This is a genomic window from Xanthomonas sp. 3793 (assembly GCF_024806835.1).
In the GTDB taxonomy this organism is placed as follows: domain Bacteria; phylum Pseudomonadota; class Gammaproteobacteria; order Xanthomonadales; family Xanthomonadaceae; genus Xanthomonas; species Xanthomonas arboricola_F.
On the sequence record NZ_JANTYU010000006.1, the window covers coordinates 124655 to 138797 of the forward strand.

The 14143-nt window shown below is 64.4% G+C and carries 14 protein-coding genes; 9 read left to right on the forward strand and 5 right to left on the reverse strand.

Translation table 11 applies throughout. The features are described 5' to 3' along the window. Nucleotides 1-37 precede the first annotated feature (37 nt). The 8 genes from FHY18_RS18780 (at nucleotide 38) to FHY18_RS18815 (ending at nucleotide 6992) form a co-directional block, all read left to right on the forward strand. Nucleotides 38-874 carry a CPBP family intramembrane glutamic endopeptidase gene (locus FHY18_RS18780; RefSeq protein ID WP_259158915.1) on the forward strand — a complete coding sequence of 279 codons (837 nt, stop codon included), beginning with the start codon at nucleotides 38-40 and terminating at the stop codon, nucleotides 872-874. Nucleotides 875-1077: 203 nt separating this feature from the next. Next, on the forward strand, nucleotides 1078-1884 hold the full coding sequence (locus FHY18_RS18785; RefSeq protein WP_259158917.1) for a M48 family metallopeptidase: 807 nt from the start codon (nucleotides 1078-1080) through the stop codon (nucleotides 1882-1884). A 279-nt stretch (nucleotides 1885-2163) separates the two neighbouring features. Then, nucleotides 2164-3360: a tetratricopeptide repeat protein gene (locus tag FHY18_RS18790; protein ID WP_259158919.1), complete on the forward strand. Its 1197-nt coding sequence runs from the start codon at nucleotides 2164-2166 to the stop codon at nucleotides 3358-3360. A gap of 266 nt (nucleotides 3361-3626) precedes the next feature. Then, nucleotides 3627-4184 (forward strand): energy transducer TonB, encoded by a 558-nt coding sequence (locus tag FHY18_RS18795; RefSeq protein WP_029218135.1) that lies wholly within the window; start codon nucleotides 3627-3629, stop codon nucleotides 4182-4184. Nucleotides 4185-4269: 85 nt separating this feature from the next. Further along, on the forward strand, nucleotides 4270-5031 hold the full coding sequence (gene exbB, locus FHY18_RS18800) for a TonB-system energizer ExbB (RefSeq protein ID WP_029218134.1): 762 nt from the start codon (nucleotides 4270-4272) through the stop codon (nucleotides 5029-5031). A gap of 46 nt (nucleotides 5032-5077) precedes the next feature. Continuing rightward, on the forward strand, nucleotides 5078-5500 hold the full coding sequence (locus FHY18_RS18805) for a biopolymer transporter ExbD (RefSeq protein WP_005912447.1): 423 nt from the start codon (nucleotides 5078-5080) through the stop codon (nucleotides 5498-5500). Nucleotides 5501-5503: 3 nt separating this feature from the next. Next, nucleotides 5504-5917, forward strand: a complete 414-nt coding sequence (locus FHY18_RS18810; protein WP_039411682.1) for a biopolymer transporter ExbD — start codon at nucleotides 5504-5506, stop codon at nucleotides 5915-5917. A 667-nt stretch (nucleotides 5918-6584) separates the two neighbouring features. Further along, nucleotides 6585-6992 carry a biopolymer transporter ExbD gene (locus FHY18_RS18815; protein WP_259158984.1) on the forward strand — a complete coding sequence of 136 codons (408 nt, stop codon included), beginning with the start codon at nucleotides 6585-6587 and terminating at the stop codon, nucleotides 6990-6992. A gap of 538 nt (nucleotides 6993-7530) precedes the next feature. Here the strand turns inward: FHY18_RS18815 and FHY18_RS18820 are convergent. The 3 genes from FHY18_RS18820 to cls all read right to left on the reverse strand — a co-directional run bounded on the left by FHY18_RS18820 (nucleotide 7531) and on the right by cls (nucleotide 10113). Further along, the gene (locus FHY18_RS18820) at nucleotides 7531-8298 is read right to left on the reverse strand and encodes a pyridoxine 5'-phosphate synthase (RefSeq protein WP_259159305.1); all 768 of its coding nucleotides are present in this window, start codon (nucleotides 8296-8298) and stop codon (nucleotides 7531-7533) included. Nucleotides 8299-8309: 11 nt separating this feature from the next. Beyond that, nucleotides 8310-8579, reverse strand: coding sequence for a hypothetical protein (locus FHY18_RS18825; protein ID WP_046962808.1), 270 nt, complete (start codon nucleotides 8577-8579; stop codon nucleotides 8310-8312). Nucleotides 8580-8652: 73 nt separating this feature from the next. After that, entirely contained in the window at nucleotides 8653-10113 is a 1461-nt protein-coding gene (gene cls, locus FHY18_RS18830) for a cardiolipin synthase (RefSeq protein WP_259158995.1), read from the reverse strand. A gap of 139 nt (nucleotides 10114-10252) precedes the next feature. Here cls and FHY18_RS18835 point away from each other — a divergent pair, with 139 nt between their 5' ends. Then, complete coding sequence (locus FHY18_RS18835) at nucleotides 10253-11347, forward strand: PA0069 family radical SAM protein (protein WP_259158996.1); 1095 nt, start codon at nucleotides 10253-10255, stop codon at nucleotides 11345-11347. 252 nt (nucleotides 11348-11599) lie between these two features. Here FHY18_RS18835 and FHY18_RS18840 read toward each other — a convergent pair whose 3' ends face one another. Together FHY18_RS18840 and FHY18_RS18845 are read right to left on the reverse strand one after the other, a co-directional pair. Continuing rightward, the gene (locus FHY18_RS18840) at nucleotides 11600-12301 is read right to left on the reverse strand and encodes a 2OG-Fe(II) oxygenase (RefSeq protein WP_259158998.1); all 702 of its coding nucleotides are present in this window, start codon (nucleotides 12299-12301) and stop codon (nucleotides 11600-11602) included. 284 nt (nucleotides 12302-12585) lie between these two features. Further along, on the reverse strand, nucleotides 12586-13926 hold the full coding sequence (locus tag FHY18_RS18845; RefSeq protein ID WP_259159000.1) for an outer membrane protein transport protein: 1341 nt from the start codon (nucleotides 13924-13926) through the stop codon (nucleotides 12586-12588). Nucleotides 13927-14143 lie beyond the last annotated feature (217 nt).

A 14143-nucleotide genomic window follows, 5' to 3' on the forward strand; every position in this document is an offset into this window, starting at 1 on the left:
GGCGTTGTGCCGGCGACCCGGTGTTCGCAGGACGACGATGAGCACAGACCTTCCGCCCTCCCCGGCACCGCGTGGTGCTGCCGGCCGCCCCCCGCTGCCGCCCGTGTTGCTCGGTTTTTCCATCGACGTCCTGATCGCCGTCGGCCTGTTGCTGAGCCTGAGCGTGGCCGGTTTTGCGATCTGGGGGGCGATACGGGGTATCGGATATGCGCAGACCGCCAAGGCGCAGGGCCTGACGCCCTCCGCTGCCGAGGTGATGGCCGCGATCGGCCAACCCGGGGTGATGGTGCAATTGCTCACTGCCCTGGTCAGCACTGCCACACCAGCAGTGGTTCTGTATTTCTGGCGTCGCCGCGCCACGTCCGCCGAGCAGGCAGACTCGCGCGCCGCCACGCGCCGTGCGTCCACCTGGGGATGGACTGCCCTGATCGCCGCGGCGGTCTTTGTGCTCAGCAACCTGGTCAGCGTGGCGGCCTCGGCACTGGGTATCAAACCGGTGCCGACCAACCTGCCGTTGATGGAAGAAGCCATCCAGCAGTGGCCGTTGGCCCTGACGCTGTTCGCGGTGGTGATCGCCCCGGCCTACGAGGAACTGTTGTTCCGGCGCGTGTTGTTCGGTCGCCTGCTGGCTGCCGGCCGCCCGTGGCTGGGAATCGTCCTGAGCGGCGCGCTGTTTGCATTGGTGCATGAAGTGCCCGGCATCAGCGGCAATGGCCCGGCCGCCATCGCCCAGCTCTGGCTGGTCTACGGCAGCATGGGCGCGGCCTTTGCCTGGCTGTACTGGCGCACCGGCACGCTGTGGGCGCCGATCGCCGCGCACGGTATCAACAACGCCACTGCCCTGGCCGCACTGTACTTTTTCGGGATCGGATAAGCCGGCTCAGCGCCACGGGGTATCCCGCCAGGCCATCGCGGTCGGTGTTTTTGATCCATGCGTACCCAGCGCATACGGCGATGCAGGGCGCACCATGGGGTTTACCTGAGCGCCGATCGCCGCGTTTTGCTGGCCGATCCAGGCCGCTTGACGAAAAGTTAAGACGAGCCTGCCAAAATGGTCGCCTGATTCAGGGGGATCGAATGAAAGCCAGGCTGTTGATCGTCGTTGCCGTCCTCGCGTTGACGGCATGTGCCACCACCACCTCGCCGACCGGCCGCCGTCAGGTGGTGGGTGGAGTGTCGCAGGAGCAGCTCGACCAGTTGGGCGCGCAGTCGTTCGCGCAGACCAAGGCCAAGGAAAAAGTCAGCACCGACGGCAGGCAGAACGCCTACGTACAGTGCGTGGTCAATGCATTGGTGGCGCAATTGCCGCCGCAGTGGCGCCAGACCCAATGGGAAACCGCGTTGTTCGTCGATGACGAAGCCAATGCGTTCGCCCTGCCCGGCGGCAAGGTCGGGGTCAACACCGGCATCTTCACCGTGGCCAAGACGCAGGACCAGCTGGCCGCCGTGCTGGGGCACGAAATCGGGCACGTCATTTCGCGCCACCACGAAGAACGCATCACCCGCCAGCTCGGCGCCCAGACCGGCCTTGGCATCATCGGCGCCCTCGCTGGCGCGGCCTACGGCGATGGCGCAGCCAGCGCGGTGAATCAGGTCGGCGGCATGACTGCGCAGACCGTGTTCCTGCTGCCCGGCTCGCGCACCCAGGAGAGCGAAGCCGACGTGGTGGGGCAGCGCCTGATGGCCCAGGCCGGTTTCGACCCGGCCCAGGCAGTCACGCTATGGCAGAACATGATGGCTGCCAGCGGCAATCGCCAGCCGCAATGGCTTTCCACCCACCCCGACCCGACCAACCGGATCCGCGAGCTGCAGGCCGACGTCAACCAGCTCGAACCGGTGTACCAGCAGGCTCGCCAGGCTGGACGCGCCCCAAAGTGCGGTTAGACCTGATAGACGTGACGCTGCAACCGGTGCCGGCGCGCGCCCGTCCGGTTGCCTGCTACGGCAGGCGCACAGTGACATGCAGCCCGCACCGCCCGCTCACTTCTGATGCCTTACCGTTAGCCGCCCTAAGCAACCGCCCCACGTCCCGATTGCCGCACCACAACATGGAAACCGTTTTCGGGAACTGAGACTTTCTGCTAAGTTTGCCGGCTCAGATTTTTCGTACAGCGTCCATTCCGCTTTTCGTACCGCCCAACGGCGGCTCGTCCGAGGTGAAACATGAAACTGCTCAACCGCAAGCAAGCCCTGTTGTCCCTGTTCATCGCAGCGTCCCTGGGCGGGGCGGTGGTCACCGATGCGGTCGCGCAGTCGGACCGTTCCTCCGAGCGTGCCGCGCGTAAGTCCAAGGGCAGCGGCAAGGCCGAAGAGCTGTACCCGCAGTCGACCCGGCAGGCACCGACGATCAAGCCGTCGTCCAAGTTGAGCAGCAAACTGCAGAAGCTGATCGAAACTTTCAACAAGGGCGAAGACTACGCCGCCGTGCGCAGCCAGGCCGACGAAATCCTGGCCAACAGTGCCGCCAACGAAGCCGACAAGGCGCTCGCCGCCCAGTTGGCCGCGCAGGCCGCCTACAACCTGGACGACACCGCCAGCGCCAAGAAGTACCTGCAGCAGGCCATTGGCCTGAATGCGCTGGACAACAACGGCCAGTTCCAGTCGATGCTGATGCTGGCCCAGCTGCAGATGCAGGACGACCAGCAGGCAGAAGGCCTGGCCACGCTGGACAAGTATCTGGACGAGAGCAAGTCGCAGCGTCCGGAAGACCTGATCCTCAAGGGCCAGGCGCTATACCAGGCCGAGCGCTACAAGGAAGCGATCCCGGTCCTGAAGCAGGCCATCGCCGCTTCGCCCGAGCCGAAGGACACCTGGAACCAGTTGCTGATGGCGTCCTACGCCGAAGCCGGCCAGACCGGTGAAGCCGTGGCCGCTGCAGAGGCGCTGGCCGCCAAGACGCCCAACGACAAGAAGGCCCAACTCAATCTGGCCAGCATGTACATGCAGGCCGATCAGATGGACAAGGCCGCTGGCGTGATGGACAAGCTGCGCGCTGCCGGGCAGTTGACCGAAGAAAAGGAATACAAGCAGTTGTATTCCATCTACGCCAACACCGAGAACAAGGAAAAGGACGTCATCGCGGTCATCAATGAAGGTATGCAAAAAGGCATCCTCAAGCCTGATTATCAGACATACCTTGCGCTGGCCCAGTCCTACTACTACAGCGAGGACGTGCCCAAGGCGATCGAGAACTGGCAGAAAGCCGCACCGCTTTCCAAGGACGGCGAGACCTATCTGAATCTGGCCAAGGTGCTGCATTCGGAAGGTCGCATCCCGGAGGCCAAGCAGGCCGCGCAGCAGGCGATCGCCAAGGGCGTCAAAAAACCCGAAGACGCCAAGAAGATCATCAACCTGAAGTAAAAAAGAAAATAAACCCCCGAAATCCCTGTGTTTTTAGTGGTTACAGGACTCGGGATTGGTATAAGCTTGGGAGTTCCTGCGGTGTCAAAGCCGTCCGAAAACCTGGGGATCATCACAGTGATCCGGGCCCCCACTGAAAGAGCCATTGGCGCATGACGGAACAACTCGTTATCCACAGGCATGACTATGATGCCGGGAACCAGGGTCTGAGCTGGGCCCGCATTATCGGTATTGCTTTTGTAATTGCCCTGCACCTCACTGCACTGATGATGTTGCTGATCCCTGCAGTGGCGCCGAAGGCTCCGGCAGAGAAGGAGCGCACCACCATGGTTACCCTGGTGGATGCACCGCCTCCTCCCCCGCCGCCGCCGCCGCCGCCGCCGCCGGAAGACAAGCCGCCACCGCCGGTCAAGAATCTGTCGCCGCCGAAGCCGTCACCGGTTCCGCCGCCGCCGGAAGCACCGGTCGTCGATGTTCCCGAACCGCGTCCGAGCGATATCGTCACGCCGCCGAGCCCTCCGTCTCCGCCGCAACCGCCGAGTGACATCGGCGCCAGTGTCGATATCTCGTCCAAGAACATGAACCCGCCGAAGTACCCGCCAGCAGCATTCCGTGCCGGCGTCCAGGGCGAGGTCATCCTGATCGTGGATGTGGATGCCAGCGGCAACGTGACCAACGTGTCGGTCGAAAAGTCCAGCCGCAACCGCGACCTTGACCGTGCCGCGATGGACGCAGCACGCAAGTGGAAGTTCAACGCCTCCACCGTCAACGGGCAGAAAGCCGCCGGACGCGTCCGCGTCCCGGTCAACTTTGCTCTGAACTGATCCCACGGGCCGGCCACGGCCGGCCCAGGATCCTGTCTTCCTTTCGCTCCACCCTTCATCACCACACACAACAAAGGTAAGCGTCATGCTGCAGGAATTCTTTATCGCCGCCGCTGCAGGGGGCTCCAATCCGTCGGCCGCTCTGTCGCAGATGGGCTTCGAGCACTTGATCACCGAAATGACCTCCAGCCCCGGCGACTTCGCCGTGTCCTGGGTCGTCCTGATCACCCTGATCGCCATGTCCGCCGCCTCCTGGTACTGGACTGTCATCAACATCTTCCGCGCCACCCGTCTGAAGAGCGCGGCTGACCGCGTTACCACCGCGTTCTGGGATGCCCCGAATGCACAGGACGCCATCCGCGCCATGGAAGAGCAGCCGGCTTCCGAGCCGTTCTCCAAGATCGCGCTGGACGCAGCCCAGGCTGCCGCTCACCACCAGCGTGCCGAAGGCAACACCGGTGGTCTGGGCGAGAGCCTGAGCCGTTCGGAGTTCGTCGACCGCGCCCTGCGTCAGGCCGTGACCCGCGAAAGCACCAAGCTGCAGTCGGGCATGACCCTGCTGGCCACCGTGGGTGCGACCGCGCCGTTCGTCGGTCTGCTCGGTACCGTGTGGGGCATCTACGGCGCGCTGATCAAGATCGGTGCAACCGGTTCGGCCTCCATCGACGCCGTTGCCGGCCCGGTGGGTGAAGCGCTGATCATGACCGCGATCGGTCTGTTCGTCGCTATCCCGGCCGTGTTCGCGTTCAACTTCTTCTCCAAGGTCAACAGCTCGGTGATCGCCAAGTTCGACACCTTTGCCCACGACCTGCACGACTTCTTCGCCACCGGTTCGCGCGTTCGCTAATCCGGTTGTAAAGAACGCCTTCGCAACGATTTAGACGGAGCCCGTTATGGCCTTCAGTAGTGGAAACAGCGGTGGCCCGATGGCCGACATCAATGTGACGCCCCTGGTGGACGTCATGCTGGTGCTGCTGATCATCTTCATCATTACGGCACCGCTGATGTCCCATAAGGTCAAGGTGGAGCTGCCAGAGGCCAACTTGATCCAGAAGGAAGATGCGGAGAAACGCGCCGCGCCGATCACCCTGGCCGTCAAGGAAGATGGGTCGCTGTACTGGAACGACGAGCCGATTTCCAAGGAAGCCCTGGAGTCGCGCCTGTCCACCGCTGCACAGCAGACCCCGCAGCCGCCGCTCAATCTGCGCGGCGACCGCACGACCAAGATGCGTACGATCAACGAGATCACCAAGATCGCGCAGGGTCAGGGCATGCTGGACGTCGGTTTCGTTGCAACCAAAGTGAAGGGGCAGTAAGCCATGGCATTTAGTACTGGTGGAAGCCGTGGGCCGATGGCCGACATCAACGTCACGCCCCTCGTGGACGTGATGCTGGTGCTGCTGATCATCTTCATCGTGACCGCGCCGATCATGACCTACCCGATCGCCGTGGATCTGCCGCAGCGGGTGCTCAACCCGCCACCGCAGACGACTGAGCCGCCGCCGCCGATCGAATTGCGGATCGACGCCAGCAACCAGGTGTTCTGGAACAACAGCCCGACACCGGTTGATCAGTTGCAGCAGAAGATGGAAGAAGTGGTCCAGGCCGATCCGACCAATCAGCCGGAACTGCGCATCGATGCAAACCAGGATGCGGAGTACGAAGTGATGGCGAAGGTGCTGGCCGCTGCGAAGAACTCGCAGATGAAGAAAATCGGCTTCATGCAGCAGTAAACGCATCTGCAATACCGCAACACAACAGTCATGACGCGACTGCAACGCCACCGGAAACGGTGGCGTTTTTTTATGTCCGCGAGCCGCGTGCTCGCCGCCAGGAGCTGCAATCTCACCCACGCGATTGCATGCCAAAGCAGATGGATTATTCGCCTTGGAAACGCGCGGTAACCAGAATCTGCAGCCGTGCCTCGTTACGGAAGATGGGTGCTTGCAGAGAATAGAATATCGAGGCCACTTTCTCTTGCCGAGATAATCCTTGCTTAATCCACGCCATTTTTCGACTGGTTTGGATACACGGCGCCTACCGCTACTGCGGGAAAGGCGATACATCTGCGGACACAGGTCTGGCGTTGCGCATAGCCGGACGACCGCCGGCTCGACAGCGACGTCGAATGGGTTCGGATCACAGAGCAATACGCTTGGGCGATTGACTAGACATCAGTTCGCACTACACCGACGTTGCATGCGTCGGCGTCACCGGCCAGCACGTCTGTTCCGTCGGTCACGCGTTTAGGTTGGCACCCGATTCATTGCACAGATGCGCCGTCGCCAGGTTCAAGGTACTCAAGCCCCGGCGCCTACTTCATTGCCTCTTCCACCGCGTTCCGCCAGGTGTATGCTCGGCCATGCAGTACCCACGATCACAACAGCACCGGAGGCAGTCATGGCTTTCAGTACGGCAGGGAATCGGGGACCACTGGCGGAGATCAATGTCACGCCGTTGGTGGATGTCATGTTGGTGTTGTTGATCATCTTTATCGTTACTGCACCGATGGTGACGCGCACGATGACGCTGGATCTGCCGCACCCCACCAACCAGCCGTCCGTGCAGCTGGAGCCGCCCGAACCGATCGCCTTGCGGCTGGATGCCGACGGCCAGGTGTTCTGGAATGCCAGCCCGGTGAGCTTGCAGGACCTGCAGCCGCGTTTGATCGAACAGATGCGCCAGAGCTCAGGCAATCAGCCCGAGTTGCGCATCTCCGCCAGCCAGGAAGCCGAATATGCCGTCCTGGCCAAGGTGCTGGCAGCAGCCAAGAACGCGCAGGTAGAGCACATAGCCTTCGTGCAATAGCCGGCGCAAGATAGCGCTTGGCGCAGGCGCCCAACTGGCTCACGCAGCGTAGCTCGATGCGCTGCGCGAGCCGCTTTGCGATGGATGCGCAAGCACCTACCCACCGCTCGTCTCTCTGCACGCCTGCTTGGCGCATCGTTGAGAGGGTTACGAGATATCGGCCGCACGCGGTGTGGGTTGGTCCCCGCTCGCCGCCGGGATGCGTCCATCACCTGGCGTGATGCCAGCCGGCGTTCTTCGATGCACTGGCCCGTCTGTGGCCAATCGTCAATGCGACGTGGCGAGCGAAGCCCGCAGTTCGGGAGCGGTCACAGATCTGGTGAGCAGCCGCCAGGCCGGCGCTGCTACCCGATGCATCATGGACCCTTCAGTGCATTCCGGTTCTGAGCTCGCCATCCGCACGCATCTGACGACTGCTTGCTGCGCTCTGGACGCCTTGGAAGGCGCGCGCGCTGCCGCGCATTGTCTACCGCCACCACTGAGCGCGCCGCGCCACGTTGGCAAACCAGCTACCGACGACGAAAAACCGCGCAGTTGCCTACGTCGACGTCTCAACGCCACGTAGCAGCTGCACATAGGCGCGCACGGTTGCGTCCAGGCCCGCGTACAAGGCCTCGCTGATCAGCGCGTGGCCGATCGACACCTCCAGCACGCCGGGCACTGTGGCGAGAAAATCGCCAAGGTTGGCTTGCGACAGATCGTGTCCCGCATTGATTCCCAGCCCGGCAGCGGTGGCACGCCGCGCGGCGTCGGCAAACAGGGGCAGTTCGGCCTGAGGCTGCCCGCGTGCGTAGGCGTGCGCATACGGGCCGGTGTACAACTCGATACGGTCCGCACCCAGCGCAGCGGCGTGGGCAAGACGTGGATTGCCGGCATCCACAAACAGGCTGACCCGGCTGCCCAGTGCCTTGAACGCAGCGATCAATTCGTCCAGCTGGGTGGTGTCCTGCGCAAAATCGAAGCCGTGGTCGGAGGTCAGTTGCCCATCGGTGTCGGGTACCAGGGTGACCTGCTCCGGGCGTGTGGCGCGGCAGAGCTCCAGCAGCCCCGGATAGCCGGTGCGCGGCGGTGCGAATGGATTGCCTTCGATATTGAACTCGACACCGTGGTCGCGCGTGAGCGCGCTCAGCGCCAGCACGTCGTCGGCGCGGATATGCCGCTGGTCCGGCCGCGGGTGCACGGTGATGCCGTGCGCGCCGGCGGCGATGCAGGTGCGTGCCGCCTGCACCACGTCCGGGTCGTGTCCACCGCGCGAATTGCGCACAACCGCGATCTTGTTGACGTTGACGCTGAGCTGGGTGGTCACGACATCGTTCACTAGGCTTGCGGCTCGCCGTCGCGGGTCGCTGCCAGCGCGGCGGCCTTGCGGGCCTCGGCAATCTCGCGCAGCCGGCGCAGTTCGGCCGGGTCGATCATGCTGCTGGTATCGCGCTGGGTATCGTCCATACGCGCGGCGAACCAGCCACGGGTCCACAACAGCAGCAGCACCAACGCCACCAACAGCGACACCACCAGCAACCACACGTGCGGCGTGCTGAAGGCCAGCACCAGCGCACCCAGTGCCATGAGCAGAAACAGCCAGTGCATGACGAGCTCCCCCAATGAGTGGCGGCAGTGTAGCGCCGCGCCCGCTCCGGTTCCACGTGGGACCGGGGGCGGCTCAGAGCAACGGCGACAGCAGCCGTGCGAAGGCCTCGGGCAGGCGCGAGCGCCAGAGCGGACGGTGACGCACGAAGCGCACTTCCTGCGCCTGCTGCATGTCGGTGTCGATCATCCCGGCCAGCTCGGCGGCCACCGCCTGGTCGCGGAACAGCATCGATAGCTCGAAGTTCAGCCGGAAGCTGCGGCTGTCGAAATTGGCGCTACCGACAATGCAGACCTCGTCGTCGGCCAGCAGCGCCTTGGTATGCAGCATGCGCGGGCCGTATTCGTAGATGCGCACGCCGGCTTCGAGCAGTTCATCGAAGTACGAGCGCGCGGCATAGGTCACCAGGCGCGAGTCACTGACGCGCGGAACCAACAGGCGCACGTCCAGGCCGCCCAGCGCAGCCGAGGTCAACGCCATGCGCGCGGCCTCGCCCGGAACGAAGTACGGGGTGACCAGCCAGACCCGGTGCTTGGCCTCGTGGATGGCGGCCACCATCAGGCGGTGGATGGCTTCCCAGGAGGAGTCCGGGCCGGACACCAGTACCTGTGCGTCCACCGTGCCCTGTGCACGCGTGGGCACGTCCTCCGGCCAGAGCTTCTGGCCGTGGAAGGCGGCGCGTTCCTGCCGGGTGGCATACAGCCAGTCTTCCAGGAAGACCAGCTGCAGGCTGCGCACCACGTGGCCTTGCAGGCGCACATGCAGGTCGCGATACGCATCGCTGCGCACCCGCTCGTTCTCTTCGTCGGTGACGTTGATACCGCCGGTGAAGCCGATCCTGCCGTCGACCACGACCACCTTGCGGTGGGTACGCAGGTTCAGCCACGGTCGCTTGAACGGCTTGAGGAACTGCGACGGATGGAACCAGGCGGTCTCCACGCCCGCCTCGCGCAGCGTGCGCAGGGCGCGCCGGGTCATTGCCGACGAGCCGATCGCATCCATCAACAAACGCACCTTCACCCCGGCACGGGCGCGTTCCATCAGCGCATCGCAGATCGCGGTGCCGCTGTGGTCGGGCTGGAAGATGTAGTACTCCACATGGATGTGGTCACGCGCGCTGCGGATCGCCTCGATGATGGCGGCATACGTCGCCGCGCCATCCACCAGCCAGTGCACTTCGGTGGCGCTGCTCGGCGCCAGGCCGGTAGTGGACTGGGCGATCTTGGCCAGCTCGGTGCAATCGGCATCCGGCGGGCAGACGCTGCTGTAGCTCTCCATGCCCGAACGCGAGCGCCCGCGTCGCAGCCGTTGCCGTTTCACTTTCTGCGGGCCGAGCCAGTAGTAGATCAGCAGGCCCAGGTACGGCAGCGCGGCCAGCGACAGCACCCAGCTCAGCGTGGCCACCGGCTCGCGCTTTTGCAGCACGATCCAGCTGGCGATCCACAGCAGGTAGAGCACGTAGGCGGCAAGAAGGAGCGCTTCGAGATGGGGAATGTCGGCCAGCCAATCCCACGCGCCCTGAGCAAGTGCGAGCATGGGCGGATTCTACGGCGCCCACGCCGTGCTGCGATGACCGTGGCGCCAATGCCGTGGTACCTGGGTAGCGGCCTGAAAGCTTCATCCGGTCGAACGCCCCGTCGCGGCGGATGAGACCTGCCGGCCGTACGATGCGCCGATGGCAAGCGCAATCAAGGGCCGGGGTGCGACCGGTTATTTGCCCGGACGGTTCGAGGTCACCACCGAGCATGCGGTGGACGATGGCTGGCACGTGGACGACAGCGAGGAGTTCGCTGCGGGCGTGCTGCGCACGCAGGTCACCGAGGAGACCGCGCGCAGCATCATCAGCCGCAACCAGTCGCCGGATATCGGCTTCTCGCAGTCGGTCAACCCTTATCGCGGCTGCGAGCATGGCTGTAGTTACTGCTTTGCGCGACCCTCGCATGCCTATCTCAATCTGTCGCCCGGTCTGGATTTCGAGACCAAGCTGTTCGCCAAGACCAATGCACCGCAACTGCTGCGGCGCGAATTGGCGCGGCCGAGCTATGTGCCCAGCCCGATCGCGCTGGGCATCAACACCGATGCGTATCAGCCGATCGAGCGCAAGCACGCACTGACGCGGCAGTTGATCGAGGTGCTGTGGGAAACGCGGCACCCGTTCACGCTGATCACCAAGAATGCGTTGGTGACGCGCGATCTGGATCTGCTTGCACCGCTGGCGCGTGAGAACCTGGTCAACGTGTATTTTTCGGTGACCACGCTGGACTCGCAGGTGTCGGCCAAGCTGGAGCCGCGTGCTGCCGCACCGCATGCGCGTCTGCGTGCGATGCGCACCCTGCACGAGGCCGGCGTGCCGGTAGGCGTGATGGCCGCGCCGGTGATCCCGTGGATCAACGACCACGAACTGGAAGCGATTCTGCAGGCTGCCGCCGACGCGGGCGCGAGCAGCGCCGGCTACGTGCTGTTGCGACTGCCGCACGAAGTGGCGCCGTTGTTCCGCGACTGGCTGCAGACCCATCACCCGCAGCGCGCTGCGCATGTGATGAGCACCATCCAGCAGCTGCGCGGCGGCAAGGACTACGACAGCACCTTCGGCACCCGCCTGCGTGGGCAAGGCGTCTATGCCGACCTGCTGGCGCGCCGCTTCGCGCTGGCGCATCGCCGCGCAGGGTTCGAAACGCGCACGATGCCGGCACTGGACTGCAGCGCCTTCCGCCGCCCGGCCGCCCCGGCCAGACCGGTGCCCGACTCGCCGCAGGGGCAGTTGTTTTAGTTGCGGGGATTGGGGAGTCGGGATTGGTAACGGCAATGGCGTTGCGACCGATCAGTCCGATTCCCGCCATGCGCTGCCGATGGTGCCGGGACCGATCCAGCGGATTGCCAAACGTTGCTGTCGCTCCTCACGGTAATGCGTGTCACTCCAGACGGCTGTTCCGGCAGTGGCAATCAGCTGTAAACATGAAAGCCGCCAGAACACAGCAACGCAGCGCCGCCGTTGCCCTTGCGATTCCCCAATCCCGATTCCCTATTCCCCGCCGTACAACGCCTGCGCCGATTGGAACAGGATCCAGCTGGTGGCGATGAACTTGTCGCCGCCGACCGGACGGTTGCCGCGGTGGGTGTGGGTGAACGCGGTCGGTGCGATCAGCAGGCTGCCGGTGCGCGGGCGGGCCTTGCGTTGCTGGAACAGGAACTCGGTTTCGCCCTGTTGGAACTCGTCGTTGAGATACAGCGTCCACAGCAGGTGCCGATGCAGCGTGTCGGCGCTGGCATCGCGTGGATACAGCTCGCAATGCCAATACGGGTAGCCGCCCTGGTCGGCGGTGTACCACTGCAGGTTGATCGCGCCCGGACGCAGGCAGGTGCGCGCCAGATCGCCCAGCGCCTGGTCGCTCATCTGCGCGATATCCTCCGCCACCAGCCGATGCGGTGTGCCGTCGGCGGTGGTGACCTGCAGCATCAACGGCGAGATCAACGCCTGCGGATACTGCCGCAGATAGGTCAGCACGCCTTCGAACACCGCTTGTTGCAGGCGGCTTTCCACCTCGGCCCACTCGGCCATACCGCTGATGCGCAGATCGCGGCTGTGTTTGAGTTCGGGAAACACGCCGCCACCGATGCGGCCCGGATGCAGCTGCCGACTGTCGCGCATGCGCTGCACGATTGCCGCGCAATCGGCGGCCGAGACGGCGTTGTCGGTGATCTGGATGAAGTCGGGTTGGCTCATGCGCACGACCATAGCAATCTGCAGCGCGGCCTGCACAGCCTGCCGTGCAGGGCGCAGCAACGCACGGTGCAGGCAATCGATGCGCGTGCTAGAGGCGCGGTTTCGACCGCAAGGCGTGCGTCCTCGACGCGCTCGCCGTTATGCAGTGCGTGTTTGCTCGATCGCGTCGGCATGGCGGTGATGGATGCCGTGATTGGATCGCAGCGCCAGTGGCCTGGCAACAGCCCCTAAAGAAAAACCCCGCCGAAGCGGGGTTTTTCATCGTACAACGCCGATTGCGACGATCAGAACTTGTAGTTGATCGAAGCGGCCAGCACGTCGCCCTTCACCTTGTAGCTACCTGCCAGGCGGTCGCCGGTGGCGCTGCGGGTATCGCTGGTCGGGTCGCTGGTGAACAGGTGGGTGTAACCGAAGTTGTATTCGGCCTGCTGCGACGGACGCCAGCTCAGACCCAGCGAGACCCACTTGCGGCTGGCATCGGGCACGCGCACGTCGCGGTGCTCGGCGGTGGTCGGGGTCTGGTCGTACGCCAGGCCGCCACGCAGGGTCAGCGTGTCGCTCATGCGGTAGTCGGCACCGATCGAGGCGAAGGTGGTGTCGCGGTAGGAGAAGTCCAGCACGCTGTCGGGCTGATTGGACGCGAAGTCCACGGTCACCTGGTCGAACTTGCTCCAGGCGGTGCGGGTGACGTCGGCCATGATCGACCACTGCTCGTTCACGTTGTGGGTGAAGCTGGCGGTGGCGCTGGCAGGCAGCTTGACGGTGGCGCGGCCCTTGGTGTTGACGAAGGTGCCCGGTGCGGCAGAGGCCAGCACGGCAGCGGCGTTAGGCGGGGTGGTGAAGTCGGCGGTGCCGTCGGTGATCTTGTGCTCCACTTCCGAGCGGTAGCTGAAGCCGATATGGGTGTTCTCGTCGATGCTGAACAAGCCACCGAGGGTGAAGCCCACTTCGGTGCTGTCGCCCTTGATGCGCGAGTAGCCGTCGGCGCTGCCCGGTGCAAAGCCCGGCACGCGGCGTGCGGCCAGGATGCTGCCGAAGTCCACCGCGTTGGCCAGGTCGATGTCCAGACGCTCGGCGAACACCGAGGCGCCGAAGGACACGTACGGGTTCACGTCGTAGGAGAAGGCAACGTTGAAGTCGATCGCCTGCAGCTCGGTCTTGGTGCCGTGGTAGCGGCCGGCCCAGTCACGGTCGTATTCGGTCTTGAAGCCGAACGGCACGGTGAGCGAGGTGCCCAGGTGCATGTTGTTGTTCTCGCCGAACGGCACATGGAAATACATCGCCGGGACCGGCGCGATCATGCCGGCATCGCCGCCGTTGCCGCCGGAGACCGGGGCGCCGTTGGCATAGTTGGCGGTGTCGGGATCGAACTTGGCCGAGAAGCTGATGGCGCTGACGTCGGCCTGGAACAGGCGGCCGTCCAGCTGGCGCATGCCGGCCGGGTTGTTGGCGATGATCGAGGCGTCGTCCGGGGCGCTGCCCGAACCTGCGAATGCGCGGCCGAGGCCCTTGGCGCTGTTTTCCTTCAGCTGGAATGCGGCGCCGTGTGCCTGGCCAACGGCCAGAACGCCAGCGATACCAACGGCCAGCAGGGTGGCGCGGCTGAGAGTGGAAGCGGTAGACATGAGTTGTAGCTCTCCGGATAAAGACTGCAATGGTCGGTTCAGCGCCCGCGCCCAGCACCAATCCAGTGCCTGGAGCGCGCCGGAGACCCCCCCCCGACATACGACGCCGTACGCAGTATACCCACCACGATTAACCGAACAATAACGACCTTGGTCCTGAACACGCGGCTGGGTTGGGTCTGGGTTCAGGCCCGTGGACCGGCTATTGTGCGACTCC